Genomic DNA, 19,205 nt, shown 5'->3' with positions numbered 1-19,205 from the left:
GCCGGAAAGAATCAGGATCGGGGTCTTCACCTTGGAAAGACGCAGCGTTCTCAAGCGAGCTCGAGTTCTTCACCATGCGCTGGTGGGGTGTTCAGGAAATGGTGCTCACGCTGCAGGCCGCCGGCTTCGTCGATATCGTCGTTACCGGCGACTATGCATTTGGCCGCGCGCCGCAACACGGTGACCATGTCGTCACCTTCGAGTGCCAGCGATCGGGTTAATCCGAGCGAACGTCAGAGAAGTCACGCCCGGTTTCCCGGGCGTGACTTGCGTCCTTAGCGGCAACGCGTGGCGGCGTTGCCCTGGTCAAGCTTGGTGCCGTTGACGGTCAACACGGAGCCCGGCGGCTGGGTGATCGTTCCGGCCGACCAGCCGATGTCGAGCAGGCAATCCTTCGGCGTGTTGGTGACGCTGACATTGCCCTTGATGTCCTCGGCCGGGCCCGAGAAGTAGAGGCCTGCCTTACCGGCCTTGTCGACCGTCATGTTGTTCAGCACGATGTTGCTGACTGGCCCGCCCAGGAACGCGTAGTCGCTACCGTAGATATAGGCGCCGTAGGTGCCGGCATTGGTGATGGCAACGTCCGTAAGCGAGATCCCCGAGACCGGGTTGAAGAAGATGCCGGCATTGCGTGTGCCGTCGACCTTCAAGCCCTTCACGTTCACATTGGTGGTGGTGGCATCGAGGTTCGGGCTCGAAATCAGCATCAGGCCGTTGATGCCGCCCATGAGCCGCATGTCGTTGATCGCCACGTCGGAGGTGCCCTGCAGCACGACCAGATCCATGTCGCGGTCCTGCTTGGAATTGTCGATGGTCACGCGGTCGAGCTTGACGTCCTTGCCGGCGACCAGCAGCACGCCTTCGCGGCGGGAGTTGCTGATCGTGACATTGTCGAGCGTGACGTTTTCCGTACCGGTGACCAGTTCATATTCGGTACGGCTGATCTTCTTGAATTCGCCACCGGCAAAGACGCCATAGGTCACCTTGTCGATCGCGGTGTCGCGCACCGTCACGTCGCGGCTGCCGACGGAGCTGACGGCCGCAAAGGGCGCCTTGTTCGGATTGTAGACCGAGAATTCGCAACTCGTGTTGTTTTCACAAATAAAGAGGTCGTGGATGCGGCTGTCCTGAACGAGCGCGCCGTCGACCCGCGCGAAGCGAATGCCGTCATGGTTGGTGGCTGAAATGTCGACGTTGTCGACCGTCACGTTCGCTGCATCGGTCGCCGAAATACCGGCGAGGCCGCCGCGGACGGCAAGCGACGAGATGGTGCTGCCTGACGCCATGGCGATGACGTCCTGGGCCGGGTTGTAGCCGGTGATGGTGGTGGCAGCACCCTGGTTGACGAAGGTCGCCGTCGCGCCGCTTCTTGCGCCGCGCACCGCAAGTACGCCGCCTCCGCCAAGAAGCGTCTGGCCGTTCTGGAGGGCCAGTGTCCGGTCGAGGCCGAGGTCGCCGTTGGCAAGGATCAGCGCGTTCGTACCCGCCGAACCGATGAGCGCGTTGATGGCATCGGCATCGCCGGAGGTTGAGGAAACGGTGACCACGCGGCCGGCGTCACGACCGCTGTCGGCGAACTGCGCCGCTTCGATATCGCCGGTCGCGCCGGCGTGAGTGCGGATCCCGGTCGCGCGCTCGACGCGCTGCGTCATCGGGTCGAAGGCATCGTTGGCCGAGCCGGTCGCGCCGAATGGGATGCGCAGCCGCGCCATGACTGCGCCCTTCAGCTTGTCCTCGTTGTCATAGGTACCGGTGACGCCGAGTGACACGGTCGAGCCCTCGGAGAGACCTGGCAGGTCGGCAAAAGTCAATTCCGCGCGCAGCTTTGCGCCGAACATGTCGTCGAGGTTGCGGCCGCCATACCAGTAGCTGCCGCCGAAGACCTTGAGCTGCACCTTTGAGTCTCCCTCGAACACCGGCAGCCGGCCGCCGATTTCGGCGTCGACGCCGCGCCGCGCCCGTTCCTTGCCTTCCTGGATGACGAGCACGTGGTCGCGCACATAGGCGGTGTTGAAGGCGTTCAGCGCCTTCGCGCCGGTCAGCGGCAGGTAGAAATTGCTGCGCATTTCGAGGTCGCCGCTCAATGCCTCGAGGCCGAGGGACAGCTGGCTGAACGAATTGCCGTAGCTGCTTTTCAGGTAGTCGTAGTAGCCGTAGGCACCGATGATCCACTGGTCATTGGCACGGAAGCGATAGCCCGCGCCGATCGAGCCCTGGCGGACGGAATCATTGGCAATCGTTCCGCGTGTATCGATGAAGATCGCATTGCCCGAATCGAGCACGAAGGGCAGGAAGAAGCCACCGCTCGCATCCGAGCCGCCGCTGAAGAAGCCACCTTCGATTTCCGTCTGCGGACGGAAGTCGACGGCCAGGGACGGACTGGAAAGCAAGGTGCTGCTTGCCAGGGCGGCCATAAAAATATTCTTATTTTTCATATCATTAACTCCGCATGTATGCGGCCTTGGGCGAGGCCGTCTGGGCATGCGGTTAAAATACGTGAGTAAAATACTCAAGTTTATTGATGGGCGAACGCACAACTATCCAGCGGCGTGTTGACGCAGGCGGATGGATGCGGGGCGTTCGCAACTTTAAGGAATGTCCCATCCGGCATCGGAGCCGCCCGCCAGTCGGCGGGCGGACCGGTAGGAGAGAGCGGCCTAGGCTTTGAGTGCTGCTACGTTTTCTTTGGCATAGGTTTCCAGGCTGCGCGGCTCATGGCCGGTTAGCGTCTTCACGTCGCCGGTCGGCTGTGCCACCCGGCCCTCGCGCACCGGATGGAAGATCGAGGCAAGAAAGCCCGCATAGTCCGCCGGCACGCCTGCGCCCGTCAAAATGCCGACGAAGGTGTCGTCGTCAACGGGGGCATACGCAATCGGGTTACCGGTGACGCGCGACAGGATGGCGGCGGCCTCGCCATAGCTCAACGCTTCTGGACCGGTGAGGTTGAAGGCGCGCCCGTTGAAGGCATCGCTGGTCAACGCGGCCACGGCGCTTGCGGCGATATCGCGGGTGTCGATGAAGCTCGTCTTGCCCTCGGCCGCCGGCACCGCGATCGCGCCGTGGCGGATACCCTCGATCCAGTAGGTCTGGAAGTTGTCGGAGAACCAGTTGGGGCGAAGGATGACGAAGGGCGCGCCGGTTTTTGCGAGTTGCAGTTCTAGCTGGCGATAGGGGATCTTGTCATCCGCATCGACGCCGATGACGGTCATCAGCACGATCTTGATGCCGCGCGCCGCTGCCGCTGTGACGATCGGGCTAAGAAGGCCCAGCGGGTCGAGGTAGCCACCGGGCGTCAGAACGAAGATGCGGTCGACGCTGTCGAGGGCAGGCCCGAAGGTCGCTGCGTCCAGGTAGTCGAAGGCGACGGCTTCGGCGCCGTCAACGGCTGTCGCCTTGCGGGACGCGGCCTTGACCGTCTCACCACGCACGACCAGCGCTTGCACCACCTTGCTGCCGATCGTTCCGTTTGCTCCGAGAACCAGAATCTTGCCTGACATCATTGTGCTCCTTAGTATCCAAGTGAAACTACGTTGCGAATGGATACTAGATATAAGCGGAGAAAAATGCTGTAAAGGAGGCAGGTTTTGGTGACATGGTTTCCCGCCGGAAACCGTCGTGTGGAGCGCCTGATGGAATACGACGTCTATATCCAGACCTGTCCGACGCGTTTGGTGCTGGATCGCCTTGCCGACAAATGGGCGGTGTTGGTGCTCGGCAAGCTCGATGAGCAGCCGGTCCGTTTCAACCAGCTGAAGCGTGAGATCGACGGCATTTCGCAAAAGGTGCTGTCACAGGTCCTGAAGAAGCTGGAGCGCGATGGTCTCGTCAGCCGCAGCGTCTTTGCCACTGTGCCGGTAACCGTTGAATACGCGATCACGCCGCTTGGCCGCACGCTGAGGTCGACGGTCGCCGCCCTGACGCGCTGGGCCGAGGACAACATCGAAGCGGTGCTGCAGGCGCAGCAAAAATACGACCGCAGTGCCTGAGGCGGCTGCGGCCGACGAGTTGCCGCAAACATCATTCGTTTGCGGGCCGGGAGAGAGGGGTCAGGCGACCAGCTTGAGGCCGATGCCCCAGGGATCGATGAGGCTGTAGCTATCGCCGGCGCGGTTCACAGCGATTTCCAGCGCATCGAGCTTGGCAAGGGCGGCCGCGCGTTCAGCCGGGACCTTGTACTGGATCGTGTAGTCCGAAAGCCCGGTCATATGGCCCTCCCGCTTCGGTGCGTTGCGCGAGTTCCAGATATTGGCGGCGACGTGATGATGGTACTTGCCCGAGCCGAAGAAGCTCGCGCCCGGATAACGTGCCATCAGCCCCAGTCCCAGCACATCGCGGAAGAACGCGTCGGCCTGCGGAATATCGGAGACCTGCAGATGGATGTGGCCGATGGCGGTGCCGTCAGCCATGCCGTCCCAATTGTCCTTGGGCGCTTCGTCATAGAGCGCCTGGAGATTGAGCGGCAACGTGTCCATGCCGACAGTGCCGTCGGGCTTGAAGCTCCATTCCGAGCGCGGCCGGTCGCGATAGACCTCGATGCCGTTGCCTTCGGGATCGGCGAGATAGATCGCTTCGCTGACCAGATGGTCGGAAGCGCCCTGCAGCCTGATGTTGTTGCGCGCGGCATGGGCGAGCCAACGGCCAAGCTCCTCACGGTTCGGCACCAGAAAAGCGTTGTGGAAGAGACCAGGCGCATTGCGCGGCGCCCTGGCAGCGTTGCCTTCGGTAGTCAGGCTGAGGAGCGGGCGTCCGTCAACGCCGAGCGTCTCGCCGCTCTTGCTCGTTTCGATCGGCTTCAAGCCCATGATCTTCTGGTACCAGGCCGAGACGACGGGCAGGTCCTGGACGACCAGATGCGCGTGGTCGACATGCGCCGGCATGGCAAGGGCGTGGTCGGTCGGGATATCTGTCATGTCTGCCTCCTTGGCATCGAAACCGCAGCCGGTCAGCCGGCTCAGTTTCGGTGAAACTGTTGCTCGGAATATGGGCCGGCTCGTCCGTTCACGGAAGCCCGTCAGTCGCTTGATGTTGTGTTCGATGAGCGTTGACAGTGGATGCCGTCGCCCTACCTCACCTTGAGTAGGGTCACGCGAGCGCGGCGCTTTCGATTTGATTTCAATCAAAGCCGGGAAAGCTGTCGAGGCGCAATCTCCAGACGAGGGATTGGCCCGCCACATCTGGCGCTGCGATCCGTGAGGGCAACAGAAGGAGTACAGCATGTACAAGAAGATCATCGTCCCGATTGCAATGGATCAGCTTGAGCACGGCGAATCCGTGCTGGGCATCGCTGAGAAGCTGATCGATGAAGGGGGCGAGATTGTCCTGCTCAATGTCGTCGAGGATCTGAATGCCTATGCGCAAGGCTACATGATCGTCGATTTCCCGTTGGAGATGGTCGAAGAATCCCGCAAGCAGGCAAAGAAGACGCTCGAGGACCTCAAGACCAAGCATGGGATCAACGGCCGGGTCGAGATTCGCACCGGTGGTGCTGCCGGCACCATCAACGCCCTTGCGAGCGAAGAGAACGCCGATCTGGTGATCATCGCCTCTCATCGGCCAGGCCTCATCGACTACTTCATCGGATCGACCGCAAGCCGGGTGGTCAGCCATTGCCCTTGCGCCGTACTCGTCGACCGGTAACCTGCCAACAATAAGAGCGGCTGCGGCGCGATCATGCGCCGCCACCGCCGAGGAGTCTTCAGATGGACAAGTTTGCGCTTGACGACTTTCGCAACCGCCTCACCCACCGCAAGCAGGAACTGCAGGGGCGGCTGGTCAAGATCGAGCATGATCTCGATGAGCCCATGAACGCCGATGTGCCGGATCGTGTGACCGAACGCGAGGGCGATGAGGTTCTGGAAGGTCTCGGTCTGGCAGGGCAGGAGGAGATCCGCGCGATCGACGCGGCACTCGACCGGATTGCCGCTGGCACCTTCGGCACCTGTGTCCGCTGCGGCCTGCCGATTTCGTCAGCGCGTCTGCAGGCGGTTCCTCATGCACCGCTCTGTCAGGAATGTGCGGCCGAGGTGGCTCGCGGCGCAAGGTGAGCCTTCGAACGATCGCCGCCGCTTCCGCCGCGGCGGCTTCGGGGCATTATCCTAGCTCCAGCTTGAGTCTCGGCAAGAAACGGCCGGGGATTACCGTCGATGCGATCACGCCGTCGTCGACGGCTCCCATGCGGCGATAGAAGTCGGCCGCGCCCGGATCGGCGTCGATCGTCATGACTGTGGCGCCGCGGTTGAGCGCCGCTTCCACACACCAGTCAAAAAGGCGACGGCCAACGCCTGCAGAACGGGCGTCCGGATCGATGAAGAGCTTGTCGAGTTCAGCGACTCGGCCATCGAAACGGACCTGGGCCAGGCCAAGAATCCGGTCGCCGTCCACGGCGATCTGCAGATCCGAATCCGTCCAGTCTTCGGCCGTCAGCGTCAACGCCGGACGGCATGCCTCCAGGAAGGCGGCATCGTATCCCCACACGGCTTTCGATCGCAGACAAAGGTCGCTGAGTGCAGCGGCCTGTTCCGGCTGAGGGGCGTGCAAGGCTGGCATGGTTCTTCTCCCGATGGCATCGCGTGCGGGTGCATGTGGTTATCGCCGAGCCTGCGAACAAGGCCTTACGCGCTTTGCCGACGTGTCATGGAATTGTTGTAATGCGTTGCAAAAGTTGATGCTTTCGCCACGGCGCATATCTTTGCGGCGGCTCGGTGCTGTGGCAGGATGACGATGATGGCGCGAAAGCTATGAGTGCGCCGCAGAAGAAGACAGAAATCCGGAGAGGGATGGCGTGGAGTTTGCTGGCGTCAAATGGAACTATGATCGCTCGGAACTGATTGCCGACGGTATCGTGCATGGCATTGGTCTTGCCGCTGCACTCGTCGGTGTCACGGCGCTGATCTTCTATGCGACGCTTTGGAGCACGAGCGGCCAGCTTGCAGCTGCGGCCGTCTACGGGGCAGGATTGCTTGCGACGCTGTCGATCTCGTTTCTCTACAATCTCTATCCCATTTCGCGGACCAAATGGTTCCTGCGTCGCTTCGACCATTCCTCGATCTTCGTCCTGATCGCGGCGACCTATACGCCGTTTCTGCAGCGTGGCCTGGACGACCCGTTCCTGTTCGTGATGCTGATCGGCATCTGGGCGATCGCTGCCCTCGGCGTTGCGATCAAATGTCTTTTTCCTGGCCGGTTTGATCGGTTGGCGATCCTGCTTTATCTCGCCATGGGCTGGAGCGGTATACTCGCTGTCGGACCACTCCTGTCGGCGTTGACGGCGACGACGCTGGTGCTGATCCTGATCGGCGGCATCATCTATTCCGCCGGTGTGATTTTCCATGTCTGGGAAAAGCTGCGCTTCCAGAACGCGATCTGGCACGGCTTCGTCGTGACCGGTGCAGCCGTACACTATTCGGCTGTGCTCACCTGCTTCAGCGCCGCATCCTGAGCCGCGATCAGTTTGGCGCTTCCCCTGCAACCGCGGCGATGGGTGGATGCTGGCAGCCCTCCGAGGGCCTGAGGGCTTCCGCCATGCGTGAGATCACGCCGTCGAAACTGGTGAGGCGGCTCTTGCGGTATTGCAGGCGGAAATAGGCGGCGCTGCCGTCGCAGAGCGCAATGGCGCGCGTATAGAACACTTCCTCGCCGCGCACGCCGGAAAAGCTTGCCCAGGCCGCTGTCACTCGCGAATAGGCGATGCGCCAGCTGCCATCGCGTTCGACGCCGATGCGTTCGTTGACGTCGGTCTCGAAGTCGCCATCCAGCAATGTGCTGCCAAAAACCGAGAGGGTGGCGCCATTGTCGTTGGCTTGGAAACTCGCGCCGTCGCCGTTGTCGCCTTGGCTTTGCAGCTCGAAGCCAGGCGGAATGTCGAGCACGTAGCCGAAACGCGCATTGGCATAGGATATCCAATCATCGGCAGCCGCAGCGCTCAGGGGAGACGAGAGCAGAAGCGTGAGTGCTGTCAGAATGCGCAGCATGCGGACCTCCTCTCGCTTGCTCGACCCAAAGTCTAGATAGCACGGTTGCGGCGCGGGGCCTGTTCCTAGTGGAACATCAGGCCCCATGCCACTCCTTCCGCGCGTCAGTGTCAATCCTCGGTAAACGTCATCGCGTGGCCATTGAGGCAGTAGCGAAGCCCGGTCGGCGGCGGGCCGTCCGGAAAGACGTGACCGAGATGCGCGTCACAGTCGGCACAACGGATTTCCGTGCGCACCATGAAGTGCGAGCGATCCTCGATCTCGCGGATCGCCTGGTCGTCGATCGCCGCGAAATAGCTCGGCCAACCGCAGCCGGAATCGAACTTCGTGTCCGAGCGGAAGAGGGCTCGGCCGCAGCAGACGCATTCATAGGTGCCGGTCTGCTTGTTGTTGAGGAAAGGACCGGTGAACGGACGCTCGGTACCCTGCTGCCGGGTGACGCGGTATTGTTCTAGCGAGAGCATGGCCCGCCATTCCGCGTCGGTCTTCACCACCCTGGGCGTCTTTACGTTCGTCATGGATATCTCCTGTCATTGCGGCGACTATATAGGAACGCCACAGGAAGGGTGCAATTCAAGTAGGCGTCTGCGCCCTAAGGTCGACAGGCGTGACGTCAGGCGATCTCGCGGCGGATTACCGCTGGCCCGGCGCCGCGCTGGCGCTTGCTGTTGTTGTAAAAGGCGATGAACTCGGCGGCCGGCAGCGCCTTGGAAAAAAGCCAGCCCTGGCCGTATTGCACCCCGCGCTCGATCAGATAGTCGGCCTGTTCCTGTCGCTCGATACCCTCGGCGACGACGTGCAGATCGAGCGATTTGGCGATGTCGATGATGTGCGGTGTGATCGAGCTTGTGGCGGAGTCTGTGCCGATCGTGTCGATGAAGGACTTGTCGATCTTCAGCGCATCGAGCGGCAGTTCCTGCAGATATTGCAGGCTCGAGTAGCCGGTGCCGAAGTCGTCGATCGCCACCGAGTGTCCGCGCCGGCGAGCCTCCTCGATCGTCGCGCGGGCCGACTTCACGTCCATGAAGCCGCGCTCGGTCGCTTCGAGCCAGATCTGCTGGGGCAGTATGCCGGTGCTTTTCAGCGCCGTGTCCATCATCGGCAGGATGCGCCCCGATTTGATGTCATCGGCGGCGAGATTGACGGCGATGTGCAGCGAGCGGTCCGCAAGAAGGATGGTTCTGAGTTCTGCGATCATGGCGTAGATGACCTGATCGGTGATTTCTTCAATCAGACCGTTCTCTTCCGCCAGCGGGATGAAGAGGTCGGGACGGACCATCTGCCCATCGGGACGCCGCCAGCGCACAAGCGCTTCGGCGCCGACGCAGATGCCGGATTTCAACTCGATGAGCGGCTGATAGTGGACGACGAATTCACGCCGCTGCACGGCGATCGAAAGTTCGCCAAGCGGCGAAAGCCGGCGCCGCGACAGCCAGACGACGAGACCGACCATCAGCGCTGCGATCAGCGCGCCGGCCGGGAGCAGCAGCAGTCGTTCCCGGTCCATGTCGTTGAGGATGGCGATACTGGGGGCACTCGCAACCGCAATCCAGTTCGATCCCCTGGAGGTCGCAAACAGATCCTCCGCGTCCTTGCCCGTCTTCGGAAGGTCGGCGAGCCGCGCCGTGAGCGACGCATGCGGCTCGTTCAGCGTGCTGACGACGATGCCGGTCCTGGTGGCAACGGCAATTCGTGTGCCGGGCTCGGCGATAACGTCGACGAAACGAACCGGATTCGTCAGTGCAGTGTAGGATCGGTCGCGGAACGCCGTCATGGCGACGCCGGTGCTGATCGTCGGATAGGTCCGCGCGATCACTTCGATGCCGTTGTCGGTGGTAAAGTCGGCCGGCGGTGAGCGGACGAGATGACGAGGTGGGGCGCCCCAGGAGGTGCATCTCAACAGTCCGTTCTCGAAGTAACCGATATCTTCGATGGCAGCCGTATTGACGACCAGGGAGCGCATGGCAGAGACATGTGCTTCCGCGCATGCCGGCATGCCGAACCGATTGGCCGTTTTCAGAGCGCGCGTGGCCTCCTTCAGCGCCGAATCGGCCCGCATGACCGCGGAGTCGGCAAGACGCGCCAGTTGCGCCTGCTCGTTGCGCACCGCGATCGACCAGGAAAGATAATAGGCAGCGAGCATCGGCAGGATCGCGCCGAGTGCAGCCAGGATACCGGCAATGACGACTATGCGAGATCGTTCCAAGCAGGCCTCGCCCGTGATCGTTGTGGTCTTCACTGCATGCTGCCTGCGCCAGAAAGACCGTCGATGAACCGGAGCCCGGCGGTGCGCAGATATCGTCGAAGGCAGGCGTTACGAGCAGTCGTTGGTGTCGCCGGCTACGCTGATCCAATCGTCGTATTATTTTGAATTGAAGAAGCCTTTACCTACAACTACCACGTCTTATTGTCCCAATTCTAGGACGTTCGATCCTGCTGCGACGGCAACTGAATATTTTGCTAACAGCGCTTTAATTGTCGTCGGTCGACGCCGCATGAAATGAACGAATCTGATAGTGCATGGACTGTTCTTGCGTTCTGTCGCGGCGACTTATCGGCACATAACGTCGATTTTATCTGGATAAGGCTTGAGGCGCCATAGCCCTTCTTTTATGTCGGGTGTTCGATTGATTGTACGGTGAAAACATAAAGGAGTAGGCCAGGACGATGGATGTTGCGGCCCTGACATTTCTGGCTCTCGCACTCCCTTTCGTCGGGGCGTTGGTCGCGCCGCTGCTCACGCGCTTCCTCGGCCATAACGCGGCCTGGGTGCTCGCACTCTTTCCAGCCGCCATTGTCCTGCATTTCACCCGCTTCTGGCCGGAAGTGGCCAAAGGCGAGGTGGTCACCGGCGGTTATGCCTGGATCCCGTCGTTCAATGTCAGCTTTTCCTGGCTGATCGACGGTCTGTCGCTGACCTTCGTCCTGTTGATCGCCGGTATCGGCATGCTGATCGTGCTCTATTCCGGCGGCTACCTGAAAGGCCATCCGCAGCAGGGGCGGTTCTTCTCGTTCATCCTGATGTTCATGGGGGCGATGCTCGGAGTTGTCGTCTCCGACAGCTTCCTGATGCTGTTCGTCTTCTGGGAACTGACCTCGATTACCTCGTTCCTGCTGATCGGCTTCGACCATTCGCGCGAAGCGGCAAGGCGCGCAGCCCTTCAGGCACTGGTCGTGACAGGAGGAGGGGGGCTGTTCCTGCTCGCCGGTCTGCTGATCATCTGGAACGTCAGCGGTGTCACCCAGCTTTCGCTGCTCGCGGCCTTTGGCGCAGAGATGCGCGAGAGCCCGTTCTATCTGGCCGCGCTCCTGCTTGTCCTCGGTGGCGCCTTCACCAAGTCGGCGCAGTTCCCCTTCCACTTCTGGCTGCCGAACGCGATGGAAGCGCCGACGCCCGTTTCGGCCTACCTGCATTCGGCGACGATGGTGAAGGCCGGCGTCTATCTGTTGATGCGGCTCAATCCCGTGCTCGGCGGCACGCCCGAATGGCAGATCCTGCTGCCGCTCTTCGGTGGCGCCACGCTCGTCATAGGTGCTGCTCTTGCCTGCCGCCAGAGCGACCTGAAGCTGATGCTCGCCTATACGACCATGGCCTCGCTCGGCCTGTTGATCATGCTGACCGGCCTCGGCGTTCCGCATGCGATTGAAGCGGCGGTGCTCTATCTGGTGGCGCATTCTCTGTTCAAGGGCGCCCTTTTCATGGTCGCCGGCATCATTGATCATGAGACAGGCACGCGCGACGTGACCAGACTTGGGGGCTTGCGCTCCGCCATGCCGCTTACTTTCGTCATTGCGCTTGCAGCCGCATTTTCGATGGGCGGGCTTTTCCCTTTCTTCGGCTTCATCGCCAAGGAGGAAATCTACTATGCGCTCTCGGGCTTCGACCGCCGCTCCATGGTCTTTGCGGCAATCGCGATCGTTGGCAATGCGCTGATGTTTGCGGTGGCATTTGCCGTTGCCCTGAAGCCCTTCATCGGTGCGAAGGTCGAGACGCCGAAAGCGCCGCACGAGGCTCCCTTGCTGCTCTGGCTCGGGCCGGCGCTGCTTGCCGCCAAGGGGCTTTCCGCCGCCCTGCTTTCGGGGCTGACCCACGAACTCGTCTCGACGCCGATGGCATCGGCGATTGCGGGCGAACCGCGGACGGTCACGATATCCGTCGTTCCGCATGTCGGGGTGCCCCTGGCCATGTCGATCGCGACCGTGTTGATCGGCATCGTTTTCTACCTGAAGCTCGATCGCCTGCGGGCCTTCATGGCGACGATCCTTGCCGATATCGGCTGGGGGCCGGATCGCGGCTTTGACCAGTTCATCCGCGGGCTCGTTCGTTTCTCCGTCGCGCTGACGCGCCGGCTGCAGTCCGGCCGCCTCGACGTCTACATGACCGCGACCTTCATCCTCGTCGCCTTCGTGCTGCTGGTCGTGCCGCTATCCTATGGCGAACTGCCGCGCGCGCCGTTCTTCGCGCCCGACGTGCCGCTGCACGAGCTTGCGATCATGGCAATTGCCGTCATCGGTCTCGTTGCCGTCGTTCTCGCGCCCGACCGGCTGACGGCAATCGTCTCGCTCGGTATCCAGGGCTTTGCCGTTGCCGTCATCTTCCTGCTCTACGGCGCGCCGGACCTTGCCTTCACCCAATTCATGATCGAGACGCTGTCGGTCGTCGTTCTGGCGCTGGTGATGACGCGGCTCAGGCTTTCGCCCTCCGACCACCGACCCTTCGCCCAGAAGGTTCCGGATTTCGCCATCGCACTTGCCTGCGGCCTCGGCTTCGGCCTGATGCTGCTGAAGGCGACGGGGGTTCCCTTTGACGCCACGCTGACGGAATTCTTCAATCTCTATTCGAAATCGATCGCGCATGGCGCAAATGTGGTGAATGTCATCATCGTCGATTTCCGTGGCACGGACACGCTGGGTGAAATCGCCGTGGTGATGGTTACCGGCCTCGCGATCCTCTCGCTCGTTCGCCTGCGGGCCGGTTCGCTCCGCCGTATCGCCGACAACGATCCGGATGCGGAGGAGCGTGCATGAGATCGGTGATCTTCCGGGCCGTTGCGCCGTTCCTGACCAGCCTGATGGTGCTGTTTTCGATCTTCGTGCTGCTGCGCGGTCACAATGAGCCCGGCGGCGGCTTCATCGGCGGCCTGATCGCAGTCTCCGCGCTAGCGATCTACGGCATTGCCTGCGGCGTCGAGACCGTGCGCCGCGCCATCTATTTCCACCCGATGGCGATTGCCGGCGTGGGGCTCTTCGCAGCGACAGTCGCTGGCCTGATCTCGATTGCCGCCCGGGTTCCCTTCATGACCGGTCTCTGGATCTATCCCTCGGTTCTCGGCCTGGAAGTCCCGCTCTCGACAGTGATGCTGTTTGATTGCGGCGTCTATCTCGTCGTCGTCGGGGCGATCAGCTCGATAGCGCTGTCGCTCGAAGAGCGGGGAGGCGAGTGATGGAAGCCTGGTTCGCGCTGCTCGTCGGCATCTTCTTCACGGTCGCCGTCTATCTGCTGTTGTCGAAATCCATCATCCGGGTGCTGCTTGGTGTTGCCATTCTCGGCAATGCGGTCAACCTGTTGATCTTCGCCGGGGGGCGGCTGACACGCGGCGTGCCGCCGGTCATTCCCGGCCACCAGGATGCGCTCACGGGACCGGCAGCAAACGCTCTGCCGCAAGCCCTGATCCTCACGGCGATCGTCATCTCCTTCTCCTTCTTCGCTTTCCTGCTGGTTCTGGCCTGGCGCGCCTACGAGGAGCTGCAAACCGACAATACCGACGAGATGCGCGTCGCCGAGCCGAAGGACGAGCCGGCTCCGCCGCTTGGATACTGACCGACCCATGGCCGCTTCTACCGCTTCCCCCGCAGATCTTTCCGCAGCACTCGTTCTCGAGCCCGTCGCCTCTGCCGATTGGCTGGCGATCCTGCCGGTTGCCTGGTGTCTTGCAATCGGAGCGCTGCTCGTGATGCTGCGCCGGAAGATCGACTGGCACCCTTGCATCGCCGTCCTTGGCCTCGCCGGACTCGTTGTCGTCGACGTTCTCCTGCTGCGGCACGTGCTCGCGAGCGGTCCGGTAACAATGGTGATGGGACGCTGGCTGCCGCCGTTCGGCATCGCGTTTACGGTCGATCTGACGGGCGCTCTCTTTGCGCTCACCGCCTCGGTGGTGGCGCTTGCCGGCGGGGTCTATTCGCTCGCCGCCATCAATGACAGCGGCCGGCGCTACGGCTTCTACCCGTTCCTGATGTTGCTGATGGCGGGTGTCTCCGGCGCCTTCCTGACGGGTGACATCTTCAATCTCTATGTCTGGTTCGAGGTACTGCTGATCTCGTCCTTCGGCCTGATTGTGCTCGGCTCCGAGCGCGAGCAGATCGACGGCGCGGTGAAATACGGCTTCCTCAATCTGGTCGCGACCACACTGTTCCTGATCACCACCGGCTATCTCTACGCGAGCTTCGGCACGCTCAACATGGCCGATATCGCGCGCAAGGCGGAGGGCCTCCGCGGCACGGCGCCTTTGATGACATTGACGGCGCTGTTCGTACTTGCCTTCGGCATGAAGGCGGCGGCCTTCCCGGTCAATTTCTGGCTGCCGGCCTCCTATCACACGCCGCGCGTGGTGGTGTCGGCGCTCTTCGCCGGCCTGCTCACCAAAGTCGGCATCTATGCCCTGATCCGCGTGACCGTCATGCTCTTGCCGCTCCAGCGCGAGGAACTGAGCTTCGTTATTGCCCTTGCCGGCGCTTTGACCATGCTCGTTGGCGTATTCGGAGCGCTGGCACAGTCGGATTTCCGCCGCATGCTCGGTTATCTCGTGATCTCGGGCATCGGTTCGATCCTTGCCGGCATCGCCGTCGGTGGACCGGGCGGCATCGGCGGCGCGATCTTCTACGCGCTGCACTCGATGCTCGTGATGACGGCGCTCTACTTCGCGTCGGGCGTCGCGGCCAGGCTCGGCGGCAGCTTCTCGCTTTCGTCGCTTGCAGGCCTTTATCGCCGCCACGCCGGTTTTGCGGCGCTGACGCTGATGCTTGCCTTTGCCGTTTCCGGCCTGCCGCCATTCTCCGGCTTCTGGCCGAAGGTGATGCTGGTCAAGGCGGCACTCGATATCGGCGCCTGGTGGCTGGCGGCAGCCCTGCTTCTTACCGGCTTCCTGACGACCGTCGTTACAGGACGTTTCTTCCTGCTGGCCTATTGGCGCAATGCGGCGGCCGGGGACGGCGCAACGGCATCTGGGAGGATCTCGCCCGCCGCGCTCCTGCCGCTCGCCGCATTGACCGTGCTGGCCCTGGCGATCGGTCTCTACCCGGAGCCGCTGCTTGCGACCATTCAAAGTGCTGCGTCCGGGCTTGCCGATCCCTCGGCCTACCTGAACTCGGTTTTCCCGGGAGGTGGCTCGTGACCAAGTTCCTGACCATCAACCTGATATTTACGGCGATCTGGGGGGCGATCAGCGCCAGCTTCTCGCCCGCCAATCTGATCCTGGGCTTTGCCGTCGGGGCGCTGTCTCTGTGGCTGATCCGGCGCGAGCTCCAGCCCGTCACCTATCCGGTGCGTCCGCTCAAGCTTTTCTTGCTGACGGCTTTGTTCTTCAAGGAGCTGGCGATCTCGGCAACCAAGGTCGCGCTCATGGTCATCCAGCCGAAGATGAAGCTGAAGCCCGGCATTTTTGCCTATCCCTTGACGGTCAAGAGCGACTTCGAAATCGCGTTGCTCGCCAATCTTATCACGCTTACGCCTGGGACCTTGTCGGTGGACGTTTCCGACGACCGACGCACGCTCTACGTCCACGCGCTCGATTGTGCCGATCCCGGCGGCCTCAGGCGTGACATAGCCAACGGCTTTGAACGGCGGATAAAGGAGGCTTTCGAATGAGCCTGCCAGACCAGATCGAAGCCTTCGCGACAGGCTTTGCACTTATCGCGCTGTCTGCTGCCCTTCTGATTACTGTCTGGCGCATCATCCGCGGCCCGACCTTGCCGGACCGCGTGCTCGGCCTCGACATGCTGGTGGCGATCGCCATCGGTCTGATTGCCGTCGTTGCGATCCGCACCGGCTTCAACCTCTACATCGATATTGCCATCGCCCTTGGCCTCGTCGGTTTCCTTGCGACGGTCGCCTTTGCCCGCTTCATTCTGGCTCGTGGTCTTTCGCCGGAGACAGCAAACGCCGAGCGCGTCCTGGCGGAGGCAAAGCGCGGGCCCTCGCCGCGGTCCGATGCGATGCGCCGCAAGCGCAAGGGAGGGCGCCGATGAACCCTGTCCTGGATGTCGTCATTGCTGTGCTGGTTGCAGCTCTGTTGATCATCGGCGCACTCTTCTCGCTGCTTGCGGCGATCGGTATCGTGCGTTTTCCCGACCTCTACACACGCATGCATGCGGCTTCGAAGGCCGGAACTATAGGTTCGGGCCTGTTGCTGCTGGCCGCGGGCGTGCATTCTTTGGATCCGGCAATATTGATTCGCGCGCTCGCGGGCTTCTTTTTCTTTGTTCTGACTGCCCCAATTTCGGCTCATCTCTTGGCAAAGGCGGCACATCAGGCCGGTTACAAACTTACGAAACTGTCAGTCGTAGATCAGCTTCCACAAAAGGAAGAGCCACGTCGCCGCTGATCGACGACATTTCTGAATCTGTATTTCAGAACTTTGCGATGAAGTGTGGCCATTTTAGCAATTTGGAGATAAACTTGCTAAGTATCGGCAAATTTATGTTTGGACATTTCACGCATCGATGTTAATCGAGTAAATGTAAAGTGTCGTCGTGGAAAATACTTTGATCTGAAATTCCAGCTTGAGTTGTGAATGTTGGTTGTTGCTTTGAGAGTTCGGTCGTCCCGGTGACTCGGCAGCAGGTTTCGTAATCAGAATTCCTACTCTTGATATCGCGGACGGCGTTTGTCCTTGCCGCGTTTGATGGTCCATCCCAAGGCAGCGAAGGCTTCCTGGCGGCTCTTGCAAGCGTTCCTCCCCCGAGACGCCGTCTCGGGTTGTGCTGAAGTCCGATAGGAGAAAGAAATGACTGAAACAGCGCTTGGCGCGAGCCATGAACTTCTGGTTGAACTGACGGCGGAAATTGTTGCCGCCTACGTCAGCAATCATGTGGTTCCTGTCGCCGAGCTTCCCACGCTGATCGCAGATGTGCACTCGGCGCTCAACAACACCGCGGCGCCGGCACCGGTCGTCATCCCAGTTGAAAAGCCGAAGCCGGCCGTCTCCGTCCGCAAGTCCGTTCAGGATGACCAGATCACCTGCCTTGAGTGCGGCGGTACCTTCAAGTCGCTGAAGCGCCACCTGATGACCCACCACAATCTGTCGCCGGAAGAGTACCGCGAAAAGTGGGACCTGCCGACCGACTACCCGATGGTCGCGCCCGCTTATGCGGAAGCACGCTCGCGTCTCGCCAAGGAAATGGGCCTCGGCCAGCGTCGCAAGCGTCGCGGCAAGTAAGACTTCAACCGTCCGGTGAAGCGGCTGGTGCTGCGATTTGCCTGACGGTATCTGGTTTGATCACAAAGGGCCGGGCCTGAGCGTCCGGCTCTTGTGTTTTTGCCGTCAGCAGCGCTGTCGCTGCGGCGGCGCTGGCAATGGCTCAAGCGGCGAGCCGAAGCTCCGCTTCGTTCTTGATGCGGCGGATCATGGAGCGCAGGCCATTGGCGCGCTGCGTCGACAGGTGCTCGATCAGGCCGATCTTGCCGAAGGTATCGATAGCGTCGATCTTGGCGATCTCCGAGGCATGCTTGTCGGAATAGATGGCGAGCACGATCGCGACCAGGCCGCGCACGATGTGCGCATCCGATTCACCTTCGAAGGTCAGGACTGGATCCTCCGGATTGCCTGCCGTCTGGGTGACGAGCCAGACCTGGCTGGCGCAACCCTGGACCTTGTTTTCCTGGGTGCGCTTGGCCTCCGGCATTTCCGGCAGCGCCTTGCCGAGTTCGATCACATAGCGATAACGATCCTCCCACTCGTCGAGGAAGGCAAAATCGTCGATGATCTGGTCAAGCGTCGTCATGGTCCGGGTCCAGTTATCGGGAAATTATACGCCCGCCGGTCCTTACCGTGAACGAGCTTCGTCCCTGTTCATGCCCATTGCCATCAGGCATGCAGGCGTTCAGCCCTCATATAGGGGATGGCGAGCCGGTTGAGAACCGTCATTCGCGATTGCCTTTCGCCGGTGCGGTCAGATCGAAACGCTTGTCGGGAAGGCGAGCGCATTGCCGGCGCTGGCGTCGAACCCGCCGAGCTTGCCGACAGCTGCCGACAAGGCATGGCCGGCCGCGCGGGCATCGTCAGCGTCACGGGCAGCCCCCTCGCTGCGCAGTTCCTGCTCTGCCTTTCGCAGGAGCTGTTTTATCTGTTCGGCAGCCGACTTGAGTTCGGCGGCCACCTTCGCCGTGGTACCGGGTCCACGGTCATCGTCGCTGAATTCGCGATAGGCGCGCTCGGCAAAGCTCGTCGGCTCGGGGGAAGTGGGGGTATCGTCTCCGGCCGTCGCGTCTTGCATTGGCGCACTGCCCGCATCTGCCAAGGCCGTAGCGGCCGCAGCGGCGGCAGCACCATTTGCCGCTCCGGCACCATCTGCGCCGGCCAATTGCTGGGCAGCCGTGCCGAGTTGCTGAGCGAGTTGCTTGGCAAGCCTTGCGAGCGTTTCCGGATCGGATGCAAAGAACCGGAGCATCCGAAGCTGTTCCTTGATGTCATCGATCTTCTTCTTGGCCGCAGCCGCACGATCGGCAGTGTCTTCGTCCGAGCCAAGAAGCAAGGCAGCGGAGGCCGGGCTCTTGCCTTCGACCGCGGTCGTCGTGCCGGGTGTCGCCGGTCGTGTCACGCCCGCATTCGAAAAAAGCCCGTAGATCTGCATTGGGGTGCCTCCGCTTGTCGTGCGGCGGACCTAAGCAGCCACGGCTTGTGCGTGGCTGGCTGTGAACAGATCAGCGGTTGCGCCCAAAAAAGAAAACGCCGCGAGGGGATGGGATCCTCGCGGCGGCCACGACGGGGCGGCAAGTCAGGCAGTTAAGTTGCGAATGGGGTGGGGCGGCCCACTGGGCGCGACCGGGAACGTGTGGGTTACTGGATGAACGCGGCCTTGGGGTCGAGGCGCTTTTCCGGAACGGGCGTGCGTTTGAACACAGGCTCTGCGTCGATCGTGCTGACCTCGGCCGCAGCAGCCACATCGGCTGCCGGCTTGGCCGTGCCGGTCATCATCGGTGTGACCGTACCGGTCATCATCGGTGTGACCGTACCGGTC

21 protein-coding genes and 2 pseudogenes are annotated in these 19,205 nt (G+C 61.8%); 13 read left to right on the top strand and 10 right to left on the bottom strand.

What is annotated here, in order from left to right; all coding sequences use genetic code 11:
• Positions 1 to 221: pseudogene (locus I8N66_RS27920) on the top strand (hypothetical protein); the annotation flags it as partial.
• Between the two features lie 54 nt (positions 222 to 275).
• Here I8N66_RS27920 and I8N66_RS27915 read toward each other — a convergent pair.
• Complete coding sequence (locus tag I8N66_RS27915; protein ID WP_291160860.1) at positions 276 to 2,435, bottom strand: inverse autotransporter beta domain-containing protein; 2,160 nt, start codon at positions 2,433 to 2,435, stop codon at positions 276 to 278.
• 222 nt (positions 2,436 to 2,657) lie between these two features.
• Positions 2,658 to 3,497: an SDR family oxidoreductase gene (locus tag I8N66_RS27910; RefSeq protein WP_291160858.1), complete on the bottom strand. Its 840-nt coding sequence runs from the start codon at positions 3,495 to 3,497 to the stop codon at positions 2,658 to 2,660.
• Between the two features lie 132 nt (positions 3,498 to 3,629).
• Between I8N66_RS27910 and I8N66_RS27905 the strand changes: the two genes are divergently transcribed.
• Positions 3,630 to 3,986 (top strand): helix-turn-helix domain-containing protein, encoded by a 357-nt coding sequence (locus I8N66_RS27905; protein ID WP_291160862.1) that lies wholly within the window; start codon positions 3,630 to 3,632, stop codon positions 3,984 to 3,986.
• Positions 3,987 to 4,046: 60 nt separating this feature from the next.
• Here I8N66_RS27905 and I8N66_RS27900 read toward each other — a convergent pair whose 3' ends face one another.
• Entirely contained in the window at positions 4,047 to 4,910 is an 864-nt protein-coding gene (locus I8N66_RS27900; protein WP_291160854.1) for a VOC family protein, read from the bottom strand.
• Positions 4,911 to 5,214: 304 nt separating this feature from the next.
• On the opposite strand from I8N66_RS27900, the gene I8N66_RS27895 reads away from it, so the two are divergent.
• Both I8N66_RS27895 and I8N66_RS27890 read left to right on the top strand, forming a co-directional pair.
• A complete protein-coding gene (locus I8N66_RS27895; RefSeq protein WP_113537868.1) occupies positions 5,215 to 5,637 on the top strand; it encodes a universal stress protein in 423 nt (140 codons plus the stop codon).
• 62 nt (positions 5,638 to 5,699) lie between these two features.
• The gene (locus I8N66_RS27890; RefSeq protein WP_113537867.1) at positions 5,700 to 6,044 is read left to right on the top strand and encodes a TraR/DksA C4-type zinc finger protein; all 345 of its coding nucleotides are present in this window, start codon (positions 5,700 to 5,702) and stop codon (positions 6,042 to 6,044) included.
• Between the two features lie 46 nt (positions 6,045 to 6,090).
• Here I8N66_RS27890 and I8N66_RS27885 read toward each other — a convergent pair whose 3' ends face one another.
• Entirely contained in the window at positions 6,091 to 6,429 is a 339-nt protein-coding gene (locus I8N66_RS27885; protein WP_291160848.1) for a GNAT family N-acetyltransferase, read from the bottom strand.
• A 352-nt stretch (positions 6,430 to 6,781) separates the two neighbouring features.
• Here I8N66_RS27885 and I8N66_RS27880 point away from each other — a divergent pair, with 352 nt between their 5' ends.
• The gene (locus I8N66_RS27880) at positions 6,782 to 7,438 is read left to right on the top strand and encodes a hemolysin III family protein (RefSeq protein ID WP_291160845.1); all 657 of its coding nucleotides are present in this window, start codon (positions 6,782 to 6,784) and stop codon (positions 7,436 to 7,438) included.
• A gap of 7 nt (positions 7,439 to 7,445) precedes the next feature.
• Here the strand turns inward: I8N66_RS27880 and I8N66_RS27875 are convergent, their stop codons facing one another.
• The 3 genes from I8N66_RS27875 to I8N66_RS27865 form a co-directional block, all read right to left on the bottom strand.
• Positions 7,446 to 7,970, bottom strand: a complete 525-nt coding sequence (locus I8N66_RS27875) for a hypothetical protein (protein WP_113537864.1) — start codon at positions 7,968 to 7,970, stop codon at positions 7,446 to 7,448.
• Between the two features lie 110 nt (positions 7,971 to 8,080).
• Complete coding sequence (gene msrB / locus I8N66_RS27870; protein WP_291160841.1) at positions 8,081 to 8,488, bottom strand: peptide-methionine (R)-S-oxide reductase MsrB; 408 nt, start codon at positions 8,486 to 8,488, stop codon at positions 8,081 to 8,083.
• A gap of 95 nt (positions 8,489 to 8,583) precedes the next feature.
• Positions 8,584 to 10,209 carry an EAL domain-containing protein gene (locus I8N66_RS27865; RefSeq protein WP_291160838.1) on the bottom strand — a complete coding sequence of 542 codons (1,626 nt, stop codon included), beginning with the start codon at positions 10,207 to 10,209 and terminating at the stop codon, positions 8,584 to 8,586.
• Positions 10,210 to 10,637: 428 nt separating this feature from the next.
• On the opposite strand from I8N66_RS27865, the gene I8N66_RS27860 reads away from it, so the two are divergent.
• The 8 genes from I8N66_RS27860 (at position 10,638) to mucR (ending at position 17,404) form a co-directional block, all read left to right on the top strand.
• Entirely contained in the window at positions 10,638 to 12,998 is a 2,361-nt protein-coding gene (locus I8N66_RS27860) for a putative monovalent cation/H+ antiporter subunit A (protein WP_291160835.1), read from the top strand.
• Positions 12,995 to 13,414, top strand: coding sequence for a Na(+)/H(+) antiporter subunit B (locus tag I8N66_RS27855; protein WP_291160832.1), 420 nt, complete (start codon positions 12,995 to 12,997; stop codon positions 13,412 to 13,414). The genes I8N66_RS27860 and I8N66_RS27855 overlap by 4 nt, the downstream gene beginning before the upstream one ends.
• On the top strand, positions 13,414 to 13,791 hold the full coding sequence (locus tag I8N66_RS27850; RefSeq protein WP_291160828.1) for a Na+/H+ antiporter subunit C: 378 nt from the start codon (positions 13,414 to 13,416) through the stop codon (positions 13,789 to 13,791). Before I8N66_RS27855 ends, I8N66_RS27850 begins: the two co-directional genes overlap by 1 nt.
• A 7-nt stretch (positions 13,792 to 13,798) precedes the next feature.
• Entirely contained in the window at positions 13,799 to 15,361 is a 1,563-nt protein-coding gene (locus tag I8N66_RS27845; RefSeq protein ID WP_291160825.1) for a Na+/H+ antiporter subunit D, read from the top strand.
• Positions 15,358 to 15,834: a Na+/H+ antiporter subunit E gene (locus I8N66_RS27840; protein ID WP_291160822.1), complete on the top strand. Its 477-nt coding sequence runs from the start codon at positions 15,358 to 15,360 to the stop codon at positions 15,832 to 15,834. The genes I8N66_RS27845 and I8N66_RS27840 overlap by 4 nt, the downstream gene beginning before the upstream one ends.
• Positions 15,831 to 16,214, top strand: coding sequence for a cation:proton antiporter (locus I8N66_RS27835; RefSeq protein ID WP_291160819.1), 384 nt, complete (start codon positions 15,831 to 15,833; stop codon positions 16,212 to 16,214). The genes I8N66_RS27840 and I8N66_RS27835 overlap by 4 nt, the downstream gene beginning before the upstream one ends.
• The gene (gene mnhG, locus I8N66_RS27830) at positions 16,211 to 16,570 is read left to right on the top strand and encodes a monovalent cation/H(+) antiporter subunit G (protein WP_291160817.1); all 360 of its coding nucleotides are present in this window, start codon (positions 16,211 to 16,213) and stop codon (positions 16,568 to 16,570) included. Before I8N66_RS27835 ends, mnhG begins: the two co-directional genes overlap by 4 nt.
• 402 nt (positions 16,571 to 16,972) lie before the next feature.
• Positions 16,973 to 17,404, top strand: a complete 432-nt coding sequence (gene mucR / locus I8N66_RS27825) for an exopolysaccharide biosynthesis transcriptional regulator MucR (protein WP_043620098.1) — start codon at positions 16,973 to 16,975, stop codon at positions 17,402 to 17,404.
• 142 nt (positions 17,405 to 17,546) lie between these two features.
• Here mucR and I8N66_RS27820 read toward each other — a convergent pair whose 3' ends face one another.
• The 3 genes and pseudogenes from I8N66_RS27820 to I8N66_RS27810 all read right to left on the bottom strand — a co-directional run.
• A complete protein-coding gene (locus I8N66_RS27820; RefSeq protein WP_113537856.1) occupies positions 17,547 to 17,969 on the bottom strand; it encodes a SufE family protein in 423 nt (140 codons plus the stop codon).
• A gap of 168 nt (positions 17,970 to 18,137) precedes the next feature.
• Positions 18,138 to 18,818, bottom strand: a complete 681-nt coding sequence (locus I8N66_RS27815; RefSeq protein ID WP_113537855.1) for a hypothetical protein — start codon at positions 18,816 to 18,818, stop codon at positions 18,138 to 18,140.
• Positions 18,819 to 19,024: 206 nt separating this feature from the next.
• Positions 19,025 to 19,205: pseudogene (locus I8N66_RS27810) on the bottom strand (hypothetical protein); the annotation flags it as partial.

This window comes from Ensifer sp. SSB1 (assembly GCF_016652895.1).
Taxonomy (GTDB): domain Bacteria; phylum Pseudomonadota; class Alphaproteobacteria; order Rhizobiales; family Rhizobiaceae; genus Ensifer.
The sequence above is the reverse complement of the archived record's forward strand: the minus strand, read 5'-3'. Positions and strand labels throughout refer to the sequence as shown.

What these genes read in the sequence shown, in the direction of transcription:
- mucR (WP_043620098.1), top strand. Translation starts at nt 16,973, where the DNA reads ATGACTGAAACAGCGCTTGGCGCGAGCCATGAACTTCTGGTTGAACTG.
- I8N66_RS27815 (WP_113537855.1), bottom strand. Translation starts at nt 18,818, where the DNA reads ATGCAGATCTACGGGCTTTTTTCGAATGCGGGCGTGACACGACCGGCG.
- I8N66_RS27875 (WP_113537864.1), bottom strand. Translation starts at nt 7,970, where the DNA reads ATGCTGCGCATTCTGACAGCACTCACGCTTCTGCTCTCGTCTCCCCTG.
- I8N66_RS27895 (WP_113537868.1), top strand. Translation starts at nt 5,215, where the DNA reads ATGTACAAGAAGATCATCGTCCCGATTGCAATGGATCAGCTTGAGCAC.
- mnhG (WP_291160817.1), top strand. Translation starts at nt 16,211, where the DNA reads ATGAACCCTGTCCTGGATGTCGTCATTGCTGTGCTGGTTGCAGCTCTG.
- I8N66_RS27905 (WP_291160862.1), top strand. Translation starts at nt 3,630, where the DNA reads ATGGAATACGACGTCTATATCCAGACCTGTCCGACGCGTTTGGTGCTG.
- I8N66_RS27890 (WP_113537867.1), top strand. Translation starts at nt 5,700, where the DNA reads ATGGACAAGTTTGCGCTTGACGACTTTCGCAACCGCCTCACCCACCGC.
- I8N66_RS27835 (WP_291160819.1), top strand. Translation starts at nt 15,831, where the DNA reads ATGAGCCTGCCAGACCAGATCGAAGCCTTCGCGACAGGCTTTGCACTT.
- I8N66_RS27845 (WP_291160825.1), top strand. Translation starts at nt 13,799, where the DNA reads ATGGCCGCTTCTACCGCTTCCCCCGCAGATCTTTCCGCAGCACTCGTT.
- I8N66_RS27915 (WP_291160860.1), bottom strand. Translation starts at nt 2,435, where the DNA reads ATGAAAAATAAGAATATTTTTATGGCCGCCCTGGCAAGCAGCACCTTG.
- msrB (WP_291160841.1), bottom strand. Translation starts at nt 8,488, where the DNA reads ATGACGAACGTAAAGACGCCCAGGGTGGTGAAGACCGACGCGGAATGG.
- I8N66_RS27900 (WP_291160854.1), bottom strand. Translation starts at nt 4,910, where the DNA reads ATGACAGATATCCCGACCGACCACGCCCTTGCCATGCCGGCGCATGTC.
- I8N66_RS27910 (WP_291160858.1), bottom strand. Translation starts at nt 3,497, where the DNA reads ATGTCAGGCAAGATTCTGGTTCTCGGAGCAAACGGAACGATCGGCAGC.
- I8N66_RS27820 (WP_113537856.1), bottom strand. Translation starts at nt 17,969, where the DNA reads ATGACGACGCTTGACCAGATCATCGACGATTTTGCCTTCCTCGACGAG.
- I8N66_RS27850 (WP_291160828.1), top strand. Translation starts at nt 13,414, where the DNA reads ATGGAAGCCTGGTTCGCGCTGCTCGTCGGCATCTTCTTCACGGTCGCC.
- I8N66_RS27855 (WP_291160832.1), top strand. Translation starts at nt 12,995, where the DNA reads ATGAGATCGGTGATCTTCCGGGCCGTTGCGCCGTTCCTGACCAGCCTG.
- I8N66_RS27860 (WP_291160835.1), top strand. Translation starts at nt 10,638, where the DNA reads ATGGATGTTGCGGCCCTGACATTTCTGGCTCTCGCACTCCCTTTCGTC.